Origin of the sequence: Bifidobacterium saguini DSM 23967 (assembly GCF_000741715.1) — a bacterium.
GTDB lineage: Bacteria > Actinomycetota > Actinomycetes > Actinomycetales > Bifidobacteriaceae > Bifidobacterium > Bifidobacterium saguini.
In genome coordinates this window covers 89,516-111,893 of the sequence record NZ_JGZN01000003.1, presented here as the reverse complement: position 1 = coordinate 111,893, position 22,378 = coordinate 89,516, and the positions used below count along the sequence as shown (strand labels likewise).

Sequence of the window (22,378 nt, the reverse complement as noted above, 5' to 3'; positions counted from 1 at the left end):
CATCGCTATTCGATAATCCAGCTCAAGCCTACGAGTACTACGAGGAACAGTACGTTGACTGCCGAGTAGATGGCCAGATAACGGCCTTTCCTATCGGGATACTGACGTACCACGTTCTTGTAGGAAATCAGCGAAGCCATTGAAGCGATCAATGTGCCCATACCACCCAAGTTGGTGCCGATGATCAGTTCACGCCACTGGTCGCAGAAGCCGGAAAGCAGAATTGTAGTCGGTACGTTGCTGATTACCTGGCTGGAAGCCACGGCCACTTCGAGCGGATGGCCGCCGACCAGTGAGCGTGCCAGTTCATAGAATTCAGGCACGCGCTTCATGTTGCCGATGAAGATGAAGAACATGCAGAAGGTGAGCGGCAGGCCCCAATCCACGTAGCGGAATACGCGGCGGTCGGTGAACAGGAACACAACTATCACAATCACGCACATGGCCCACAGCGGAATCACATCGGAGACGGCGAGCAGGCAGACCACGAACAGCAGCGTGTAGACCACGGTTCGCCAGCCGCCGTAGCCGGCTCCATAGCCGGTGATGCGGATTTCGTCAGGCTGATGCTTGTTGCGTTCAGGGGCCAGTACGCCGGTTTCAAGGTTGCCGAGATTGCCGACCGGCTGCTTGCCGAATACCACGCTGGCCACAATCACCAGCAGTATGGCGGCAACGATGGAATATGGAGCCATGATGCCGATGAATTCCAGCGTCGGCATGCCAGTGAGGGCTTTTAAGTACAGGTTGTGCGCGTTGCCGATCGGGGTGAGCATACTTCCCACGTTGGCGCCGATGGTCATCAGCGTGACCACTAAGATCGTGCGCTCCTGCTGGCCGGCCATGATGAGCACGGCTACTGCGAACGGTACGAATGTCACCAACGCCACATCATTGGTGATGAGCATGGCGGAGAAGAAGGTGAGCGACACCAGTGTGATGACGAGGCCGCGCATTGTGCTGGTTTTCTCCAGCAGACGCGAGCCGATGATACGGAAGACGCCGATGCGCTGGAATCCGCACACCACAATCATCAGACAGATGAGCTGGCTGATGGTGCTGGCGTGAATGTAACCCTTGTAGTCGGCATCTGGCGGAACTATGAAACAGGAGATGAGTGCGAGTACTGCGGCGACCACCAGAATCGTCTCGTTCTTCAGCAGCTTGATCAGCCAGCGCCGCATGAATCCTCCGTGTTTAAGCCATTCTGACGTGGTTAATAGTATCGGAACGCCTTGCCTAGTACGTAGTCTCGGCGTGCTGTTTTCCGACCTTTTTTATGCAAATTGGCGCTTATCCTTACTGGCGATTGGGCTGCGCTCCCGACTTTTTTATTAGAGCCTTGTTTACAGCAGGGTGAACGGATAGCAAATTGCAGATATATGCATGTTGTTGGAAGTAAGGCCGTTGGCAAGAACTCAGCTCATTCGTTTTCGAGGCAGCGCACCTACGCAATTATCGACAAACTACGGCGACTACGGGTAAAACATGTAGTTTTACTTACTGTTCACCGTCACTTCCTTGAGCTTTCCCCAATGTAAGATTCACGCCACCCACTTTTGCCGGACTATGAAAGTACGACCTAGCGGTTTTGGCCGCGCATAACTGAATGTTGAATATCCGGAAAAATTCAATTCTGCAGTGAGCTGCGGAAGGCAAGTTGGGAAATATGCTCGAACTGAAAAACATCACCAAATCGTTCGGTGACACTCATGTGTTGAACGGCATCAGCCTCACCTTGGGCGATGGCCAAATCATGTCCATCCTTGGCCCCTCCGGTGGCGGAAAAACTACGCTGCTCAACATCATTCTTGGCATTACCGATGCCACCAGCGGCCAGATCTTGTACAACGGCGAGGATCTGACCCAGGTGCCGATGGAGAAGCGCGGATTCAACATCGTGTTCCAGGATTATGCCCTGTTCCCGAACCTCACCGCTTACGAGAACATCACCTATGGTCTGCGCAACAACCCCGGCATCTCCTCCGAAGCGGAAATCAAGGAGCTTATCAAGTTGCTCGGTTTGGAAGAGCATTTGAACAAACACATCGACGAGCTGTCCGGTGGTCAGAAGCAACGTGTGGCTTTGGCCCGCACACTGGTCATGAAGCCGAAGCTGCTGCTGCTCGACGAGCCGCTCTCCGCATTGGACGGCGTGATCAAGGAATCCATCAAGGCCAAGATCAAGCAGATCGTGGACCAGTACAAGCTCACCACCATCATGGTCACGCACGATCCCGAGGAAGCCTGCACGATGAGCGACAAGGTGCTCATCATCAACCACGGCAAAATCGCCCAGTTCGATACGCCGGAGAACATCATCGAACATCCGGCGAGCGACTTCGTCAAGAAGTTCATCCTGCACCAGCTTGAGGTGAAGCGCAACAACATCTACTCGCTGTTCAACGAAGCCGAGGCCGACGAAAAAGCTCACGCGCTCGCAGGGCAGGAGGCCTGAGCCATGTCCGTCGAATCCATTCAGGCAGGCAAGCAGCTGCCTAACATCCGCCCTGAAATCGTCAACTATGAGCGCCGCCCGCGTACGCCGAAGCAGACTGAATTATGGACGCTGCTGGCCATCGTGGCCATCTGCTTCGCCGCGTTCCTCGTGGTGCCGATGGTGCTGGTCATCATCCGCTCCTTCACCACGGCTTCCGGCGCCGCAACGCTCTCCAACTATGCGGCCGTGCTCTCCCGCCCGGAGTTCACCCGCTCGATCACTAACTCACTGGCCGTTTCCGCCACCTCCGCATTGGTGGCCGTGCTGCTCGCATTCCTGTTGGCCTACACCATCAACTGCACGAATGTGCCGGCTGGTTTTAAGAAAGCCGTGGCACTGCTCGCTCAGCTGCCGATGCTGCTGCCGACCATCACCTACGGTTTCGCCATCATCTACTCGTTCGGCAAGCAGGGCCTGATCACCCGCCTGTTCGGGCACCAGCTGTTCGATATCTATGGTTTCAACGGCCTGTTGATGGGCTACGTAATCTACACACTGCCCACCTGCTTCCTGCTGATCAACAACAGCTTCCAGTTCGTAGATAAGAAATTCATCATCGTCTCGCACATCATGGGAGACAAGCCGCTGACAACGTTCCTCAACACCGTGCTGAGGCCGTTGATCGGCACGATGGCGGTGGCGTTCATCCAGTCGTTCTTCCTCGCATTCACCGACTACGGCATTCCTACCTCGGTCGGCGGCGAGTACGACGTGCTGGCCATGACCCTGTTCAACCAGATGCTCGGCTCCATCCCGAACTTCAACCGTGGTGCCGTGATCGCCGTGTTCATGCTTATTCCTTCGATCATCTCCATCATTTTGATGACCGTGCTGGAGCGTTTCGCCATCCGTTACAAGCAGATCAGCCAGGTTGAACTGCCGAAGGGCAAGCGCCGTGATTGGGCGTGCGGCATCGCTTCCGTGGTGGTGCTGGTGTGCACGCTCTCGGTATTCGCCGTGATTCTGCTGATTCCGTTCGTCACCGAATGGCCGTTCAACGTGGCGCCCACCTTCTCGCACATTACGAACATGTTCACCGACTCCGAACTGACGCAAGTGTTCACCAACTCGCTGTACGTGGCCGTGATGACCGCCATCGTGGGCTGCCTGTTCGCTTACGCCGCGGGTCTCGTGACCTCCCGCTCCAAGTTGCCGAACTGGGCGAAGCGCTCGGTGGACGCAATCTCCGCAATCATCAACACCGTGCCTGGCATGGTGCTCGGCATCGCCTTCCTGTTCGCCTTCTCCGGCTCCTCGCTGCAGAACACGTTCTGGATTCTGATTATTGCGAACATCATCCACTACTTCGCCACCCCATACCAGATGATTAAGGATTCGCTCTCCAAGATGAACGCCGGCTGGGAGACCACGGCCAAGCTCATGGGCGATAACTGGATCAAGACGATTGTGCGTGTGGTGACACCAAACGCATGGCCCACGATCCTGCAGGTCTTCGGCTATTACTTCGTCAACGCTATGGTGACGATTTCCGCAGTGGTCTTCCTGACCGGCGCCCGCACGCAGGTAATCACCACGAAGATCTCCGCGCTGCAGCACATCGCCAAGTTCGATGATGTGTTCGTGCTCTCGCTGCTGATTCTGGTCACCAACCTGGTGGTCAAGGGTGTGATTGCCTTCGCCACACGCGACCGTTCTGCCGAGCGTGCCAAGGCTGCCGCCCGCGCGACAGTAAAGACCCCGCAGCTGGCCGCCGCTCGCTCCACAGTCGCCGCTGATACGCGACTGACCGCTGCCGCACAGGCCGCACACAACGGTACGCCTGACTTCCCGCTGCCGACTTCCGGCAACCGCAAGGCTCGCAACGCCTTCACTGCAGGGCTGTCCGCGGTGCTCGCCGTACTGCTGGTCGGCTTCGGCTTCGGTGCTACGGCGACCGCAAGCACCAATGGTCAAGTGGTGATTTACACAAACGCCGACGATGAGGCTGTAGTGGCCTTCCAGCATGCTCTGGATAACAACGGTTTCAAGAACCAGTACATCATCCAAAGCTTCGGCACCTCCGAACTCGGCGGCAAGATGCTCGCCGAAGGCAAGGCTCTCGAAGCGGACATGCTCACCATGAGCTCCTACTACGTGGATTCTGCGCAGGACCGCAACCATATGTTCGCCGATCTGACCGACGTGCACTCCAAGCTGCTCGGCACCTCCGAGAATTCCAAGGCTCCCGCCTACCGATCCCCCACCACTGCGCAAGAAGGTGCGATCATCGTGAACACCACCGCGCTGAAGGAAGCCGGAGTGCCCGAGCCGAAGAGCTTCAAGGATCTGGCCGACCCACAGTACAAGGGTCTCATCTCCGTGCCGGATATGGAAGGCTCCTCCACCGGTTGGCTGATGATTCAGGCCATCGCCGACGCCTATGGTACCGGCGATGAAGGCAAGCAGATTCTGACCTCCATCTACCGCAACGCGGGCCCGCACCTTGAACAGTCCGGCTCAGGACCGTTGAAGGCCGTGCGTTCCGGCGAAGTGGCAATCGGTTTCGGCCTGCGCCACCAGGCCGTGGCCGATAAGAAGAAGGGCCTGCCGATCGATTACGTGGACCCTGAGGAAGGCAACTACTCGCTGACTGAATCGGTGGCTGTGCTCGATAAGGGCACCAAGACCAACCCGAAGGCACAGAAGATGGCCGGCGTGATCATCGACAAGGGACGCAAGGAGCTGCTGAAGACCTATCCGACGCCGCTCTACCAGGGCGAGAAAGCTCCGGCGAACGCCTCCAAGCGCTCCAAGACCTTCCCGAAGCCCCTGACCGTAGACCTGTTGCAAGAGCACCAAGACTTCTCGTCCGAATGCAAGCGCCTCGCCCAAGGCGAATAATCACAGGTCTTGATTCTACAAATCATGCATTGCGCAGCGTTTGGTTGGGATGTGTGATGCCCGACCGTAAGCAGCGAAGGCGTGTGCTAAGCTCCGCGGGCACACGCCGGAGCGAGGCCGAACGGCCTTGAGTGTGTCGGGCATCATACATGCCAACCAAACGCGCCAACACTCATCACATACAGAACTACATACGACACTCCGATTGTCTTTATAAAACTACGTAGAAGATTACAGACACTACATGGCTGATTAGACTCGGCCGCAGAATCCAAGAAAGGAAATCCACCAATGGCAAACGAATACAAGCTGCTGACCCCCGGCCCGCTGACCACCACCCGCACGGTCAAGGAAGAGATGCTCTTCGACCACTGCACTTGGGATGAGGATTACCAGCAGATCACCCAGAAGATTCGCCGCCAGCTGCTCGAACTCGCTCATGTGAACGCCAACGATTACACCGCCGTGCTCATGCAGGGCTCCGGCACCTTCGGCGTGGAAAGCGTGCTGACCTCCGTAATCGGCAAGGACGAGAAGGTGCTGCTGTGCACCAACGGCGCTTACGGCGACCGTCAGGCCAAGATCTGCGACCACGCCGGCATCGCCTACACCCAGTACGCCGAACCGTACGATCGAATCCCGGACGCCGCCAAGGTTGAGGAATACCTTTCCGCCGACCCGACCATCACCCACGTTTCGATGATTCACTCCGAAACCACCTCCGGCCTGCTGAACGACATTCAGGCCGTGGCCACCGTGGCCAAGAAGCACGGCTGCACTTTCATGGTGGATGCCATGAGCTCCTTCGGCGGCGTGGATATTCCGGTGGCCGACTGGGGCATCGACTTCCTCGTCTCCTCCGCCAACAAGTGCATTCAGGGTGTGCCCGGCTTCAGCTTCATCATCTGCAACAAGGCCAAGCTGGAAGCCTCCAAGGGCAAGGCCCGTTCCCTCTCCCTTGACCTGTGGGATCAGTGGAACACCCTCGAGAAGGCCAACGGCAAGTGGCGTTACACTTCCCCCACCCACGTTGTGCTCGCCTTCTCCAAGGCTCTCGATGAAATGTTCGCCGAAGGTGGCATTCCGGCCCGCTCCGCTCGCTACACGCTCAACAACCATCTACTTATCGCCCGCATGAAGGCACTTGGCTTCCGCGTGTTCCTCAAGGACCATCAGGGTCCGATCATCACCACCTTCCTCTACCCGGAAGGCACCAAGTTCGACTTCCACGACATGTACGAGTTCATCAAGGAACGCGGTTACGCCATCTACCCGGGCAAGCTCACCAACGAAGACACCTTCCGCCTGGGCAACATCGGTGAAATCTACACCGATGATATTGAAAAAGTGACCGAGCTGCTGGCTCTCTACATGGGTGAGCGCGGCCTGCTTCAGGCCGCTACCGGCTCCGACTCCGTGCCGGAAGCCATTGCCGCTATGGACAAGGCCGGCGAACCAATCAAAGCCGCCGCCCCCGCCAACGTCAAGCTCACCGCCTGACTATTGCCGGTTTGGTGATGTGGTGTGTGCTTCCCGACACACTCAAGGCCGTTTGGCCTCGCTCCGGCGCGTGCTCGCAGAGCTTAGCACACGCCTGCGCTGCTTACAGTCGGAAAGCACACACCACATCACCAAGCCTTCCTTACATACCGCATTCAACGATAAAGGAATTCTCACATGACCAACCGTTTTGAAGCTGTTATTTTTGATTGGGCCGGCACCACTGTGGATTATGGCTGCTTTGCTCCGGTCCGTGCCTTCCAGGAGGCGTTCAAGGAATTCGGTATCGAGCCCACGATGGCCGAGACCCGCAAGCCGATGGGCATGCTGAAGCATGACCATATCAATACGATGCTGCACATGAATCGCATTGCTCGCGCTTGGGAGGATGAGCATGGCGAAGCCCCCACCGATGCGGATGTGGATGCCGTCTACAGCCATTTTGAGCCGAAGCTGCTTTCCATTCTCGATGGTTTCGCCGACCCGAAGCCGGGTGTGGTGGATGCGGTCGCCGCACTGCGTGAAGCCGGCATCAAGATCGGTTCCACCACTGGCTACACGGATAAGATGATGGAGATTGTAGTTCCGAAGGCCGCCGAGAATGGCTATGCTCCGGATTTCTGGATTAGCCCGGACGGTACGAACGGTTTCGGCCGCCCGTACCCTTACATGGTGTTCAGGAATCTTGAGAAGTTGGGCGTCACTGATGTGCGCAAGGCCGCCAAGGTGGGAGACACGCTTTCCGATATTCGCGAAGGCAGGAATGCCGGTGTCTTCACCATCGGCGTGACGGAGGGCAGCTCCCAAATGGCGCTCTCTGAGGACGAGTTCAACGCATTGTCTGATGCCGATAAGGCCAAAGCTCGCGCAGCCGCACGCGACGCGTTCGTCAATGCTGGCGCCGACGCCGTAATCGACACGATGGCCGAGCTGCCGACTCTCCTCGCTCAGCTTGCCTGAGCAATCGATTCGCAAATCATCCGGATGCCGTGTTCAATATCAGCGGCATCCGGATGCACCATATTCAAGCGGATATGTGAATCATCCGTTTCGTCAACATCAAAAACGCTTCCTGGCATGAACGTGACGCCTTTCGCACGGCATCGGTCAAGTACATCCAGCGAGCGCACGCCTTCAGGCAACGTCACCCAAATGTAGTAGCCGCCTTCCGGTACATTCCATGTCATGCCGCCAGTCGCATAGCGTTTCAATGCCGCCACCGCCATGTCTCGTCGCTTGCGATAAGCGACCGTCAATGTTTTCACATGCTCGGCGATGCGTCCTTCTTTGAGCAGTTCCAAACAGATGCGTTGCGATGATGTGCTCGTATGCTGATCGACCATGCGGCGCAAGGCGGCCAATCGCCCGATCACATGAGGGTCCGCTACAATCCATCCGGTTCGCAATCCTGATGTTACGGTTTTTGAGAAGGTGGAGAGATACATTACGTATCCTGCATTTTCCATACCTTTCACCGGCACCGGGCGATTGACATCACCATTTGCTGCATCCGCTCCCCCATACCAGAGTTCCCCGTATGCATCGTCCTCGATGATGAGGCACTGATAGCGTCGCGCCACATCGATGAGTTCTTTGCGGCGTGCTGCCGGCATTGTTGAGCCAGTCGGATTTTGGAAGGTTGGGATTGTGTAGATGAATTTTGGATGGAACCGGGCACAGTAGCCTTCCAATAGGTCGGTTCGCATACCGTATGCATCCACGGGTACGCCCACGATTCGAGCATCGGCTGACCGGAAGGCTTGCAGAGCCGGGAAGAACGTGGATTGTTCTACGAGTACGCAGTCACCGGGGTTGATGAATGCACGCACGCACAGATCGATGCCTTGTTCGGAACCTGATAGCACCATCACATTGCGTGCATTGCAATGCACGCCTCGGGAGCGCATGTGTTCAGCCAATAGTTCGCGCAGTTCCGGGAATCCTTCAATCGGGGATTCCGGCTGACCGTCGAATTCGTGTGATGAGAATGCTTCCAAACTCACCGAGCGCAGCAGATCATCAGGAATATCAGCTGGGTTTGGCGAACCGGTGGCGAAGTCAATCAGTGATTGACCATTTTGCGCACGATTCGCCACAGCAATGTCATGGTACGTGAATCGGTTGGAGTAATCGCTGAACAATACGGACCACGGCGGGCGGATGATGGTTGGTTCGATATCATCCGTCGCCGGCTGCAAATCGCCAGTAACCGTTTGCGGCAATACGAATGTGCCTTTGCCGACTTTGGATGCGATGAATCCTTCATCTTTGAGCTGCTGGTATGCCTGCAACACTGTGGTGCGATTGACTTCCAGCCGTTTTGCAAGCTCGCGTTCGGGAGGTAAGCGGTAGCCTTCCGCAAGAGCGCCGGAGACGATTTGCTCACGCAATTCACCGGCCAGCTGCCTATACAGCGGCACGCTGCTGCGCCGGTTGAGCTGCAACTGCATAATCGTCTCCCCTTCCCTACCGTGCTGCAATTAGCTGCAATTATTCCACTGCGGGAGATTACAGCGCGAGGAACAGCTCGTGGATGCGCGTATCGTCCGTCAATTCCGGGTGGAACGCGGTGGCAAGAATCTTGCCTTGGCGCAAAGCGACCGCATGACCGTCCACTTCGGTTTCCACGGAGGCTTCAGGACCAACGGACACCACATAGGGGCCTCGAATGAACACCAGCGGGAAGTCGGCAATATAATCCCGTGAACCCGGCTGCCCGAAATTCGCGGTGGCGGCGAAACTGCCAAGTTGGCGACCGTACGCATTACGGCGCACCACGGCATCCAATGCGCCAAAATACACGTTCGGGTCGTTATCGAGCTTTTTGGCCAAGAGAATCATGCCGGCGCAGGTACCGAACACTGGTTTTCCGGCCTTGATGTGTGCGTCGATTTTCTCAAATAGACCAGTGGAGCGCAGCAGCTTGCCTTGCGTGGTGGATTCTCCGCCCGGCAAAATCACACGGTCAATGGAATCATCGAAATCCTCGGCCGAGCGCAGTAGTTTCCACGGAGCCCCCAGCTTGTCCAGTACGGCGGCATGCTCGGCGAATGCGCCTTGCACAGCCAGAATGCCGGTTACGCCGTGAGAAGTGGATTCGGCATCATCTGATTCTTCTTTGGATATGTATTCAACAGCTACAACCATTGTCACTCTCCACGGGCGGCCATGATGGTCTGGATTTCGTCTTCGTTGATGCCGACCATAGCTTCACCAAGGTTTTCGGACAGTTTGGCGAGCAGATCCGCATCCTGCCAGTTGGCGGTGGCCTTGACGATGGCGGCGGCACGCTTGGCCGGGTCGCCGGACTTGAAGATGCCGGAGCCTACGAACACGCCTTCCGCGCCCAGTTCCATCATCAGTGCGGCATCGGCCGGGGTGGCCACACCGCCGGCGGCAAAGTTCACTACAGGCAGACGGCCGTTGTCGTGCACGTACTTGGCCAAATCGTAGGGCACGGCGAGCTGCTTGGCCGCCTCGTATACTTCGTCATCGCGCAGGGAGACGAGCTCGTGAATCTGCTTGTTCATCGTGCGCATGTGGCGCACGGCCTGAATCACGTCACCAGTGCCGGGCTCGCCCTTGGTACGAATCATGGCAGCACCTTCAGCAATACGACGCAACGCCTCGCCCAGGTTTTTGGCACCGCACACGAATGGCACATCGAACTGGTTCTTATCGATGTGGTAAACATCATCAGCAGGAGAGAGCACCTCGGATTCGTCGATGTAATCGATATCAATGGCCTGCAGGATGCGGGCTTCGGCAATGTGGCCGATACGCACCTTGGCCATAACCGGAATGGAAACGGCTTCCTGAATGCCCTTGATCATGGCCGGGTCGCTCATACGGGAAACACCGCCAGCTGCACGAATATCGGCCGGAATACGTTCCAGCGCCATGACCGCGCAAGCGCCTGCATCCTGGGCGATCTTCGCCTGTTCGGGCGTGGTGACATCCATAATGACGCCGCCCTTGAGCATCTGAGCCAAGTTTCGGTTGAGTTCCGCACGATTGCCTGCCATGAGTATCCCCTTCGTTTGAAAGTGAACGTTATCGTCCCGCTCATTATTAGGCACGCATATAAGCACACCACCAAACCAGTCCAATTTGGATGGGGCCAATCGCCAACCTCTTCACCCATCCAATTCCGCCAGCTTCCGCATAGCAAAAGCGGGAATATGCCAATACCCAGCACATTCCCGCTTCAAACCACCGACAATCAGTTGGCCAGCCAACCAATCAGTCGGCCATCGAGGGCATTAATCTGCCGTATCATGCACGACGACGAACCGCCAGCACCACACCACCGGCAACCACCAGCACGGCGACCGCCGCGGCAATAGCGGCGATATCGCTACCGGTCAGCGGCATGCCCGGCTTCTTGGCAGAAGGCTTTGCCGTATTGGCATGATCCTTATTTGCATCCCCGGTGCCAGCGCTCGGCTTGTTGCCGCTGTTACCCTTATCGGCAGCTGCGGCCACGAAATGCACGGATTGGCTGATGTCATCGTCCGCATCAGGCGCAGAGTTCAAGCCGTCTGCGGCGATGGAGAGCTCACTGTCCGCATCCTTGGCCAGCTTCGAATAGTCAAGCTTCAGCGTCACGGTAACCGGCTCGCCAGCTTCCGCAGTACCTTGCGCCTTGGTGTCTCCACTGCTGAGCGTAACCGCGGACACCGAACCGCCCACCGTGGCTCGCACTTCAACCGTACCGGTCAGTCGCGTACCATCAGCAAATGCAGTCCACGTATTGCCGCCGTCCGTGGAGTATTCCACGCTTTGCACCTTGGGCTGCGGCTGATCCTTGGTCACGGCAGCATAGGCGTTCACCAAGCCGGCACCGCGGAATTCAGCACCATCGGTAGGCGGTGCGATGAGATCGTAATCGTAACCGGCCTGCTTCTTGAGCAATTCAACCGTCTGAGCGGCGGTGAAATCAGGGTGAATGCCACGAATCAGCGCCACCACGCCGGTAGCGTGCGGCGTGGCCATCGAAGTGCCGCTGAAGGTGTCGTACGAAGCCTTATTCCAATCCACCGGCGTGACCGGAGTCGTGGAATAAATACGGTCGCCAGGAGCGTTCACGGTAATGGTCTTCTTACCGTAGTTGGAACCATACGGGTCATCCGGGCGAGTCAATGGGAACATGCCGGCTCCCGGATTGGTTACGGAAGCCTTGCGACTGGAGGAAACGATTACCGTTCCGGGCAGCATGGATGGCAGCTGAACACCATTGCTCACATCACGGTCCGGGATGGCGGTGCCGTCATACGGGCTTTCGGAATCGGTGGTCGGGTGGTCCAGATCGGAGTTTTCATTGCCGGCGGCCACCACGGTCACCACGTTCTGCGAAGTGGCGTATGCCACCGCACGGCGAATGATCTCATAGCCGGCGGTCTGCGTGGGATCGCTCGGCACCCAGTACAGCCACGGGTCAACACTGTAGCTGTTGTTGGTGGCGGCGAAATGATGGTCGGCAGCCCACACCATTGCACAGGTCACATACTCTGGGTACAGGAGACCATCATCATTACCGGTCTTTACTGCGGCGATGGTGGCCTGCGGGTCTACACCGTCCACGCCAATGCCGTTGTGCGCAGCGGCCACAGTGCCTGCGGTATGCGTGCCGTGCGCGTTCGAAGTCGGGCGCCATGCGCCATAGGAATTATCCGGGATACCGTTCACATTGCAGTTGGCGGAATCGGCGGCATCGAAGTTCGGCGCAATATCCGGGTGGGTGTCGTCCACACCGGAGTCAAGGATGCCCACCACGGTTTTAGCGAGCTTCACATTATGTTCGATAACCGGCAATGCCTGGCTTGCACCGGTGGCAATAACACCCCACGCCTTGTCTTCCGTCACATCCGGATCCGATTCGCTGGATGCCGTAGGCCCATTGGCATTCGTGCTGTCGGTATCGGAAGCATCAGCATCCTTGGATTGCGCAGAATTCTTGGCGGTCTTATAGGACTGCGATTCCTCGTTTTCCAGCTTTGCTTCCGACTGTGCGCTCACATCAGCGCTAGTGTCCGCACCGGAGCTGTCATTGCTGCTATCGCCACCGAACAAATCCTCTTGGCCGGTGACGACTGCGGTACGCGTGGCTCCAACCGAATCCAATGTGACGCCGGCTTTCTGAGAAGCGGCGGCAACCTGCTGTGCGAAATCTTTGGCTTGCGCCTGAACGAACACGGCGTGCAGCTGCGGATATTGCATAAGCGGCTTGGCGCCCAATTGTTCGGCCGCGTTCACTACTGCGGCAAGCTGATTTGCAGACGTGTTTTCCGGCAGGTTCAGCACGTAGTTGCGCACGCCGTCTTCTTGGGCGGCTGGCGAAACCACAGTGGAGGCTGTTTCTGCTTGCGCGCTTGATGCCAGACCTGCTAGGCAGAGGCCGGCTGCAAGCGCGATGCTTATGCCGCATGCGGCAGCATTGCGCAATGTTGTCATGTCTTCCCTCTCATGTGCGATTGTTGTGCGCCATCGGCGCACAAAACGTTCGGCCACATGATAATTGCGGGAATGTTTCAAATCTGAACTTTTTCTCAATTTTGAGAACATCATCATCGGCAGGAATCAAAAATGCGTCTCCTCTGCAGAGGGCAGAGGAGACGCATTACGAGGCGACGGTACGTTGCAGCACATCAGTATTACAACGCCGCATCTATTGCCTACTTGTAGTTGCCAGCTTCGGAGGCCAAAGTCCAGCCCTGCTCAAAGGCAAAATGGTCGGTCACGTCGGACGGCTTCTTGAGCTGATACTTGTCGTAGGCCGTGCTGCCGGTATCATCCCATGTGGAATCGATGAGCAGCCACTCACCATTGATATGCACGTAGTTCCACGCGTGAGATATCTTCGCTCCAGATACGGAGCCGACCACCACACGGCTATCCAATCCCGCAGCCTTGGCCAGCACCTGATACGCGTAGGCGTAAGACATGCACACGCCCTTGCCGCTAACCATGCCGTACACACTCCATGCGTTCGGATACTTCTCCAGCACATCAGTATTGCTGTTGTCAAACGTACTCTTGGAAGTATTCTTGTCTCCCAGCGTGCTAATCGAGTCATAGTCATATTCCATCTTGCCAGCCAGGTACTGGTCGATGGCAACCGCCTTGTCGCTGTCGGAGCCCTGGAACTGCCCCTTAACGGAGTTCACCAAAGACTCGACTTCCTTCTGGCGCTGCTGGTAATTCTCGGGATACTTGACCCACATCACGGTCTTATCGCCATTCTTACGAACCGTGTAACTCACACGCGTCGAATCGACGGCAATATACGGATTCTGGTAAATCACCTCGGACATCACATCCTGCGTGCTGGTCTGATATTCGTCGCTGGCATACTTGGTGATGTCAATCACTTCATGGCCATTGAGAATATTGTTCGCCAGATATTTGCCGAAATCAGTGGACGCGTAGCTGAAGAACGGCGATTCCTTGGTGTCGGAATCAATCTTCTTCTTGTCGTAACCGGTCCAGTCCGTTTTGCCGACCGAATTCAACCGATCCAAGACGCCACCAGCCTTAGGCAGCGCATCCGTGGCAGCCTTGGTGATTTGGCTGAAGGTCTGAGTGAGGTCGCCTTCGTAATACAAATTTCCAGTGTTCTTAATCTTAGTTCCCGGAGCACTGTAAATGAATTTCCAGCCATTGCGGCCGTTACTCGTCAAATCACTGAATTCGCTGGGAACAGCCACAGTGGCTCCGTTCGCCATTTCCACGAACGTGTACACGTAGGCCTGCATGTCTTCCTCAACGGTGTTGTCTTCACCAAAGACACCTTTCAGACCGTAAGACCATTGATCGGTCTGAGCCTGCGTTGCCTGCCCGATGGGTATGGTGGGCACCAGATTATTGGCGTCAATAGCATGCCAACGGCCTTCGTGGCCATCCTTATCCACTGCCGTAACCACAAAGTACAGCTTGCCGGCCGACTCGGCATCCCAACCGCCGCCTGCTTCCTGCAACGCTTCGGCACAATATTCAGACGTGTCCTTCTCGCATCGATTCAGGTAATCCTGACTTTCCACAGCCAGCGACTGGAATGCCATGTTTTGCTTCAACACGCTAGTGCCGAGCGTATCATCCTTGTATTCCTTGGGCTTGTCGTAGTCGGCGGACAACAGCTGCGTCTTGCTGGACGATCCAATCTTCTCCAGGCTGAAGTGCTCCGGCGAGTAGTTCTCGTCGCCCTCGTTACCTCGCGCCTGGAATCGAATGTACGCATATACGTTGTACGACTTCGCGCCATCGACCTTGTCCCAGGAAATATCGACGCCACCGTCTTTGTTCACCACCGGCGTCACATTGTTCACCTGCGGCAAGCGGGTGATATCCGTGTGTTCCTTGACGCGGAAGAACTGCACGATGGGCTTGGAGAGTTTCTTGCCGTTCGCGCCCACATATTGCACGTAGTAATAACCGTCCGAAGGCAGGAAACCGCGCTCCTTGCCGATGGAATCACCGTGCTGCATGTCTTTCGGCAAATCCATGTTGCCCGACACCGTGATGGTGCCCGTGCCTTCTTTGTCGTTAAATGGTTCGGTGGCAATCGTCGATGTGGGCACTGGCACGCCGAATGAGGAATCCTGGTAGACGCGAACACAATCATCAAGGCTCAGATCAACGCCCGTCATCTGGGCCTCGCCCCACTTGACGCTGTCTTTGATCTTGACCGGATCCTTCATGATGAGTTCGAACTCATAATAGGTATCTACGGCAATGGGGTCTTTGAACTGGTATTTATCGCTGGGCATGCCGGCATAGGCCTGCTCTTTGTTGGGCATGGTGGAGTCGGCCATGATGCCGTCGATGGCACCGTCCGCCTTCAGCATGTAGTATCCGGCAACGGATGCGATGCCGAATACCAAGGCCAACGCCACAACGATGGCGATGAGAATGACCCACCATTTCGGCTTGCGCTTTTGGCCTTTGGGCTTAGCTTGTCCTGTCTTGTTTCGTTGAGGATGCTTGGCTTTGTGTGAAGTGCTCCGAGCACCGGGCTGTGCTTGGGTTGGATAGCTAGTCTGCTGGTTTGGATTCTGTGGCCGGTACGGTTGCTGCCCCGGCTGCGCGGCTTGATACTGCTGGTATGGCTGCTGCCCTTGTGGGTATTGAGGTTGTTGAGGGTATTGAGGAGACTGCGCCCACTGGGTTTGCGGCTGTTGCGGGTTGGGCTGCTGTGCCGGGTTGGGCTGGTATTGCTGAGGGTACTGTTGCGCGGGGTATGGCGGCTGTGCTGGATATTGCGGCTGCTGTGGCTGCGCGTATTGCACTGGTTGATATTGCGGCTGCGCAGGTTGAGGCGGCTGCTGACCATATTGGTTGTATTGACCGTACTGGCCCTGTGAGCTGTACTGTCCTTGCTGCGGCCACTGGTTCGCGCCGGTGTTCTGCCCAGGACCTTGTTGCCATTGCCCGGATGGCTGGGATGGTTGGTTGTTGTCGTTGTGTGGCTGCTGCGATTCCACGGTGATTCGCCCTTCTCAATATTTCCGAGATACTTCGGAAAACCCCTTCGTTCTGTACCGCCGTGACATTACTCACGTTGAGCTCGAGCTTAGCACTGAAAGATGTAGCGCGAAATAATCGCGCTACTGATTTTCAACGTGTACAACCATTGTTCATATGTGCATTACTCATTATCCGACGGTATTGCCATATACCTGTGCTTGCAAATCCTTGCGCGCGGTTTCCATACGAGTGATCTGCCCAAGCAGCGCAATCTTCTCTTCACCGTCCGGCAGTTGGGCCATACGGCGTTTGGCCAAACCAATCTGACGCATGAAGCCCATGTCCAACAATCTAGTGAGCAGCTCGGAGGCATACCGCTGCTCTTCCTTGGTGGCGGGGCGCAATTGCACAGCCGCAGCATTGCCTGGCACGTTGGGTTGCGGAGGCTGAGCTCCGTTACCTGTGTCATCTCCCGGCAATGGCAATGGCATAACGGCCAGCTCATTGATTACTTGATTGAGCATGGGGCCACCGGCCTTAGTGAGGTTATGCATCCACAGGCCTTGCGGAGTGTCATCGGAGGGTAATCCTCCTGCTGCCGCAATCGCTTGGAATAGGGTGCGGAACACCGGGCTCATGAAATGGTCGAGCGTCAGTTGACTGAACATCGTGCGGTCAATGGCGCGCGGCACTTGAATAAGCGTGGCCATGAACTGCTGTTCGGCAATGAATACGGCATCATCAATCTTGAAGTACGCTTGCTCCTTGGCATCTTGCCGTTCCAATGCTTTGCGAGCAGCTGGGTTGGCGTATGGATTGGTGCCCGGTTCCACACGCGGGGCTTCGTTTTGGAAGCGGCGTTTGGCGGCGTACGCGTCTTCGTCGCGCACATGCATTTGGCGGCGTGCGGTCATGACTTCGCGGCGCATTACTTCCAAATCCACGCCTATGCGTCCTGCGGCTTTACGTGCATATGCATCCCAAAGGGAACGGTCGCGGATTTGCGCCACGAGCGGTGCCACCGCCTTCATTGCACCCACTTGGCCGGGCGTATACGTCAGGTCAAAGCGCGCAATGGCGGCATCAATCACGAAATCGTAGAGCGGCTTGGCATGGGCGATGAGCGAGCGCACTGCCTCATTGCCTCGTTCGATTCTCAAATCGCAAGGGTCGAGATTGTCATCGGCCACGGCCACGAACGTTTGGGAAAGGAATGCCGAGTCCAAGCCGAATGCATGCAATGCGGCTTTCTGACCGGCCGCATCGCCATCGAATGTGAATACGATGCGCGAGCTCAACGGCTGGTCCTTAACCTTAAGCGGACCAACCAATTGCACAGCACCCAGTGAATCATCGGCGATGAGGCGACGCACGATTTTGGCATGTTCGGCACCGAATGCGGTACCACAGGTGGCGATGGCGGTGTCGATGCCGGCCAAATGCATGGCCATCACATCGGTGTAGCCTTCCACAATCACCACTTGGCGTTTTTTTACAATCGCGGATTTGGCCAAATCAATGCCGTACAGCACTTGGGTTTTACGGTACAGCTGTGTATCCGGCGTATTAATGTATTTCGCCGCGATCTGGTCATCCTCATAGAGTTTGCGGGCACCGAAACCGAGCGTTCGGCCGGTCGAATCGCGGATAGGCCAGGTTACACGGCCGCGGAAGTAGTCGTAGATACCGCGCTGGCCTTGGCGTGCCAGACCGGCGTCAAGGATCTCTTTTTGTGTAAAGCCTTTGGACGCCAAATGGCGTACGAGATTATCCCAGCCTTGCGGCGCATAACCGCAGCCGAAGCGTTCGCAGTCGGCTTGCGAGAAATTACGGCCTCCGAGCAGCTTGCGCGCGGGCAATGCTTCCTGGGTCAGGATCTGCGAGACGAAGAACCGCTGCGCTTCCTCGCAGGCTTCCAGCAGACGCGTACGTTTGGAGCCGGTGCCGTCCGGACGGCTTGCGGCATTGCCGCTGTTCTCGTAATGCAGTTCGATGTGGTATTTATCCGCAAGCAGTTCCACGGCTTCGCGGAAGTCAATGTTTTCGGACTGCTCCACGTATTTAAATACGTCGCCGCCCAAACCGCAGCCGAAGCAATGCCATACGCCAAGCGAAGGGCGCACATTGAAGCTGCCGGTTTTCTCGTCATGGAAGGGGCACAAACCTACATACGTACCAGTGCCGGATGGCTTCAGCGTTACGGTCGCGGATACGATGTCATATAGGTCCGCGGCAGCGCGCACCTTCTCAACGTCTTCTTTCTTAATCATCCCGACCATAGTTCTCTAGACTACCGCCTGATTACGGACAGGGTAAAATTTTGCCCTCCGCTTTCAATCCTGATGAAAGAAGTTATGTCAGCACAAAATGGAGTGGAGGGCTAGGGCGGAGCCGTCGGTCAGGGAGGCTACTTGATCGACGGCGACGCGTAGTCGTTCGTCGTCATTGGTGGATTCGTTCCAGTCTTCCAAGAATTGACTTTCCAAGGCGTCTGAGGGAGCTGGAGAATCAGCCATGAGCACGTCAATCAGGTCTTCGACGATTTTGAGTTCTTCCTCATGGAACGGTTCGCGTTCGCGCGGTGCCATAACGAAATACACGGCAATGCCTTTGAGTGCCACAATCTCGTAATTGGTTTCCTCGGGAATCACGATATTGGCGGAATATCGCGTCAACGGACCGTTCCCATACGTGTCTCTGGTGGCGGTTTCCACCGACCAGCAGAATCGTCCAATCAAATCGGATGTAATGTTCTTCAGCTGCGCTAAAGCCTGCCGCGACCCGTTGAAGTGTGCGGGGAACACATGTTCGCGGCGGAATCGCATGAATGCGGCGAGTAGCTTATCGGCATCCCATTTCGTGCCATACCAGGCTCGCGTCTGCTCAATAATATGGTCGAGAATCTGCGGGTCGGCCAATACAATCGGATCGAACGCACCGGTGGCGATGGAATCTTCCACATCATGCACCGAGTAGGCAATGTCATCGGAAAGATCCATGATTTGGCATTCCATCGGCTTAGCAGCCTTAGGAGCGCGCTGCTTCAGCCAACGGAATACAGGCTCATCATCTGGGTAGACGCAGAATTTCTTGGACCTTTCCCCTTTCGGGTGCTGATCGGCTTCTGCCAGAGTCCACGGATATTTGACTGCCGCATCCAACGCGGCACGGGTCAGGTTCACGCCAGCCGAGCGACCATCCGGGTGGAATACTTTAGGCTCCAAACGGGTCAGGATGCGCATGGTTTGCGCATTGCCCTCGAATCCGCCAATGTTTTTTGCGATTTCAGCAAGGGCTCGTTCGCCATTATGTCCGAATGGCGGGTGACCGAGATCATGAGCAAGACACGCACAATCGACCACATCCGGGTCACAGCCAAGCAATGCCCCAATTTGGCGACCTATTTGAGCGACTTCCAACGTATGAGTGAGCCGCGTGCGGGCGAAGTCATCGGTGCCGGCCACCAGGATCTGACTTTTGGCACCGAGCCGCCGCAACGCAGACGAGTGAATGAGTCGCGCACGATCGCGTTCGAAAGCGGTGCGCGACTTGGATTTAGGAGGTTCCGGAGCCCAACGCTCCTCATCGAAAGCACTGTACCCCTCGTTAACCAGTACCGGTTCCCCATCCCGTGTTGTTTCCATAACCCCAGCATAGAGGGCAACCGGACACACGTTAAGAACGAAACTAACCAGATTTCCACCACATCCCGCAAAAAAGCCTTAATCGGATACCCCCCCCCAGGCCAATTTTCGGTCTCGCCGGGTGCGGTCTCTTCGCCAGCGGCATCGTGGATTTCGACGGGATGGAAATGCTGCACCTCTTCGAGCTCATGCTTGGTCTCTTCAAGATCGTGCTCGAGTTCGGCGATGCGACGCACCTGTTGTGCAATCAGAAGATCACGTAAATCCCGTTTACCGTTACGTACTCGTAGTTTCGGCGTGAACGTACGTTCATTGGTACGGTCAGCCACAAAGCTTTCCACTTGAGAGTGAGCATCAGCATTGATAGGCTCAGCAGCCACCTCATCACCGTAATGGGCACGCCATCGAGCAATACAACGTTCGATGCGCTTGTACCCTATCAAAGATGAATCCAGCCCAGAATCATGGAAAATACGCGCAGGAGATTCGCCAGCCAGATAGCGTCGGATACATTCTCGTTTAAACTGCTCCGTATACCGTATACGCCCGTTGGTTACGCGTTCTACAGCCGGCAACGAACGCAGATAAGCAATCTCCTCGTTCGTGAACTCGCCGATTTCCACAGCGGCCTCCGTTCGACTCACTCGCATCACATTGAAAATATGTTCGGAATGCGTCGCTTGGCATAGCTGTGTCAGCCAAGCACTGCAATCGTTTAGATATCTAGATGGTATCTATAACGAACCTAAGTATGCAAGGACAATTAATTCAAAAAGGCAACAAAATTAATTACGATACGGAAAAGGACGCGCAACCGATTTGGCTGACGCGTCCTTTTCCTTATTACACATGCATCTTGCTCGTGACAAACAAGCTACATGCTATGCATCACGCGTTCAGTGCACGCTTGGTACCGCGGCTCTTGGTGAACACGGTCACGCCAGCGCCAGCCAGCAGCAGTGCCACAACGGCGAACAGTGCAGTGCCAGCAGCACCAGTCAACGGCAGCTGAGTGATGGACTTGACGTTCTTGACGGTGAAGGTCTTGTCATTCAGGGTAACGAGACCCCAAACATCACCCTGTGCCAGAGTCACACCACCATTCTCGGCAATCGTGACCTTGAACTCAGGCTTGTTCTGCAGGTAACCGGTCGGAACCGAGGTTTCCTTGACCGTGTACGTACCAGCAGCCAAGCCGGAGAAGGTCAAATCACCATTTGCATCGGTAGAAAGTACGTAATCCTTGCCATCACGCTGGATAGCAGCAGTGCCATCTTCGTTGTACAGGGTGAAGCCAGCACCTTCCAGAGCGTTACCGGCAGCATCGGTCTTGTGGATGGAGAACTCAAAGAGGCTGACGGTGGTCTGCTTGTAGGTACCATCGTTGCCCTGCAGTTCGTTGACAACCTGATCCTGATTTGCGGCTGCGCTGTTAACAGTTGCAGAGTACTTCACCACAATGGTCTTACCCGCATAATCAGCGAGCTTATCGGCCTTGATGGAAACAGCGAAGGTCTTCGTACCATCGCCTACAAGCTCGGAATCAAGACCAGTGACAGTGTAATCATCAGCAGGTACAGCAGTACCATCAGCGGTAACCGTAAATGCAATGTTTGCTGCGACGGTCAGGCCAGTGCCCGGACGATCGGTGAACTCGAAGGATGCGGGTGCCGGGTTAGCAACCTTGCCGGTCAGCGTGTATTCAATCGTGTCGCCAACCGAGACGCTGTTCTTGTCAGCAATCTTGGTCTTGTCGGTGTTCTTGGAGTTCTTGAAGTTCACGGTTGCGCCAGCAGTCGGGCTGGTGATAGCACCGTTCGTGACAGTGCCGGAAGCAACAACCATTGGAACAGCCTTGGTGATTTCACCGGTGGCAGCAGTATTGTCCACAAACAGGTAAATGCCTGCAGGAAGATCCACGGTTGCAGAGTAAGCCCCATCGCCAGTGCCACCATCAACTGGAGCAGCATCACTCAAAGTAACGGGCTCTCCACCAGTCAAAGTAGCTACGGCAAGGTTGTTGGCAAACTTACGAGTGGTACCATCAGTCCATGCACGAGTGCCCGACTTATCCAGGAAACCAGCAGCAAGAGCATTAGCCAGATAATCAGCCGTAACATCCGTCTGGCCAGCAGCCTCAAGAGCAGTCTTAACAGCCTCGGCATTGCCAGCAACAGTTTGCACAGCATAGGCGGCATTGTCGCCGGTGCCATACTGCACATACTCACCAATCTTGTATGCGGTAACGCTACGTCCAGTCAGCTGCTCTGCAGTCTCAGCGGTGAACGTAAAAGTGGCGTTATCGGTGACAGCATCACCATTAGCCGCGTTAGCGGTGGTGGCGCTGATGGCCAGGCCACCGAGCAGGGTCGCCGCAGCGGCGAGACCCGCGAAAAGCTTCCTCATCTTCATGAGAAATCCTCTCTTCCTT

The 22,378-nt window shown here is 56.1% G+C and carries 13 protein-coding genes; 4 read left to right on the top strand and 9 right to left on the bottom strand.

Annotation, left to right across the window (positions count from 1 at the left end):
• Positions 1 to 5: 5 nt before the first annotated feature.
• Positions 6 to 1,184 carry an anion transporter gene (locus tag BISA_RS00535; protein WP_033889572.1) on the bottom strand — a complete coding sequence of 393 codons (1,179 nt, stop codon included), beginning with the start codon at positions 1,182 to 1,184 and terminating at the stop codon, positions 6 to 8.
• A gap of 485 nt (positions 1,185 to 1,669) precedes the next feature.
• Between BISA_RS00535 and BISA_RS00530 the strand changes: the two genes are divergently transcribed.
• The 4 genes from BISA_RS00530 (at position 1,670) to phnX (ending at position 7,801) form a co-directional block, all read left to right on the top strand.
• On the top strand, positions 1,670 to 2,458 hold the full coding sequence (locus tag BISA_RS00530) for an ABC transporter ATP-binding protein (protein WP_051917237.1): 789 nt from the start codon (positions 1,670 to 1,672) through the stop codon (positions 2,456 to 2,458).
• A 3-nt stretch (positions 2,459 to 2,461) separates the two neighbouring features.
• Entirely contained in the window at positions 2,462 to 5,341 is a 2,880-nt protein-coding gene (locus BISA_RS13250) for an extracellular solute-binding protein (protein ID WP_202806941.1), read from the top strand.
• A gap of 291 nt (positions 5,342 to 5,632) precedes the next feature.
• Positions 5,633 to 6,841, top strand: coding sequence for a 2-aminoethylphosphonate--pyruvate transaminase (phnW, locus tag BISA_RS00520; protein WP_081889938.1), 1,209 nt, complete (start codon positions 5,633 to 5,635; stop codon positions 6,839 to 6,841).
• Positions 6,842 to 7,018: 177 nt separating this feature from the next.
• Positions 7,019 to 7,801, top strand: a complete 783-nt coding sequence (phnX, locus tag BISA_RS00515; protein ID WP_033889571.1) for a phosphonoacetaldehyde hydrolase — start codon at positions 7,019 to 7,021, stop codon at positions 7,799 to 7,801.
• On the opposite strand, the gene pdxR is transcribed toward phnX, so the two are convergent.
• From pdxR to BISA_RS00475, 8 genes are all read right to left on the bottom strand, one after another.
• The gene (gene pdxR / locus BISA_RS00510; protein WP_033889570.1) at positions 7,789 to 9,291 is read right to left on the bottom strand and encodes a MocR-like pyridoxine biosynthesis transcription factor PdxR; all 1,503 of its coding nucleotides are present in this window, start codon (positions 9,289 to 9,291) and stop codon (positions 7,789 to 7,791) included. The genes phnX and pdxR overlap by 13 nt on opposite strands.
• A gap of 58 nt (positions 9,292 to 9,349) precedes the next feature.
• Complete coding sequence (gene pdxT, locus BISA_RS00505) at positions 9,350 to 9,988, bottom strand: pyridoxal 5'-phosphate synthase glutaminase subunit PdxT (RefSeq protein ID WP_033889568.1); 639 nt, start codon at positions 9,986 to 9,988, stop codon at positions 9,350 to 9,352.
• Between the two features lie 2 nt (positions 9,989 to 9,990).
• A complete protein-coding gene (gene pdxS, locus BISA_RS00500) occupies positions 9,991 to 10,866 on the bottom strand; it encodes a pyridoxal 5'-phosphate synthase lyase subunit PdxS (RefSeq protein WP_033889567.1) in 876 nt (291 codons plus the stop codon).
• Positions 10,867 to 11,116: 250 nt separating this feature from the next.
• The gene (locus BISA_RS00495; RefSeq protein WP_051917236.1) at positions 11,117 to 13,294 is read right to left on the bottom strand and encodes a S8 family serine peptidase; all 2,178 of its coding nucleotides are present in this window, start codon (positions 13,292 to 13,294) and stop codon (positions 11,117 to 11,119) included.
• Positions 13,295 to 13,515: 221 nt separating this feature from the next.
• Complete coding sequence (locus BISA_RS12115; protein ID WP_051917235.1) at positions 13,516 to 16,320, bottom strand: transglutaminase domain-containing protein; 2,805 nt, start codon at positions 16,318 to 16,320, stop codon at positions 13,516 to 13,518.
• Between the two features lie 171 nt (positions 16,321 to 16,491).
• The gene (gene dnaG / locus BISA_RS00485; RefSeq protein WP_033889566.1) at positions 16,492 to 18,582 is read right to left on the bottom strand and encodes a DNA primase; all 2,091 of its coding nucleotides are present in this window, start codon (positions 18,580 to 18,582) and stop codon (positions 16,492 to 16,494) included.
• A gap of 78 nt (positions 18,583 to 18,660) precedes the next feature.
• A complete protein-coding gene (locus tag BISA_RS00480; protein WP_033889564.1) occupies positions 18,661 to 19,947 on the bottom strand; it encodes a deoxyguanosinetriphosphate triphosphohydrolase in 1,287 nt (428 codons plus the stop codon).
• 888 nt (positions 19,948 to 20,835) lie between these two features.
• Positions 20,836 to 22,359: a SpaH/EbpB family LPXTG-anchored major pilin gene (locus BISA_RS00475; protein WP_033889563.1), complete on the bottom strand. Its 1,524-nt coding sequence runs from the start codon at positions 22,357 to 22,359 to the stop codon at positions 20,836 to 20,838.
• Between the last annotated feature and the right edge of the window lie 19 nt (positions 22,360 to 22,378).

Excerpts from the sequence above, each read along its gene's own strand:
- BISA_RS00535 (WP_033889572.1), bottom strand. The coding sequence starts at position 1,184 with ATGCGGCGCTGGCTGATCAAGCTGCTGAAGAACGAGACGATTCTGGTG.
- BISA_RS00530 (WP_051917237.1), top strand. The coding sequence starts at position 1,670 with ATGCTCGAACTGAAAAACATCACCAAATCGTTCGGTGACACTCATGTG.
- BISA_RS13250 (WP_202806941.1), top strand. The coding sequence starts at position 2,462 with ATGTCCGTCGAATCCATTCAGGCAGGCAAGCAGCTGCCTAACATCCGC.
- phnW (WP_081889938.1), top strand. The coding sequence starts at position 5,633 with ATGGCAAACGAATACAAGCTGCTGACCCCCGGCCCGCTGACCACCACC.
- phnX (WP_033889571.1), top strand. The coding sequence starts at position 7,019 with ATGACCAACCGTTTTGAAGCTGTTATTTTTGATTGGGCCGGCACCACT.
- pdxR (WP_033889570.1), bottom strand. The coding sequence starts at position 9,291 with ATGCAGTTGCAGCTCAACCGGCGCAGCAGCGTGCCGCTGTATAGGCAG.
- pdxT (WP_033889568.1), bottom strand. The coding sequence starts at position 9,988 with ATGGTTGTAGCTGTTGAATACATATCCAAAGAAGAATCAGATGATGCC.
- pdxS (WP_033889567.1), bottom strand. The coding sequence starts at position 10,866 with ATGGCAGGCAATCGTGCGGAACTCAACCGAAACTTGGCTCAGATGCTC.
- BISA_RS00495 (WP_051917236.1), bottom strand. The coding sequence starts at position 13,294 with ATGACAACATTGCGCAATGCTGCCGCATGCGGCATAAGCATCGCGCTT.
- dnaG (WP_033889566.1), bottom strand. The coding sequence starts at position 18,582 with ATGGTCGGGATGATTAAGAAAGAAGACGTTGAGAAGGTGCGCGCTGCC.
- BISA_RS00480 (WP_033889564.1), bottom strand. The coding sequence starts at position 19,947 with ATGGAAACAACACGGGATGGGGAACCGGTACTGGTTAACGAGGGGTAC.
- BISA_RS00475 (WP_033889563.1), bottom strand. The coding sequence starts at position 22,359 with ATGAAGATGAGGAAGCTTTTCGCGGGTCTCGCCGCTGCGGCGACCCTG.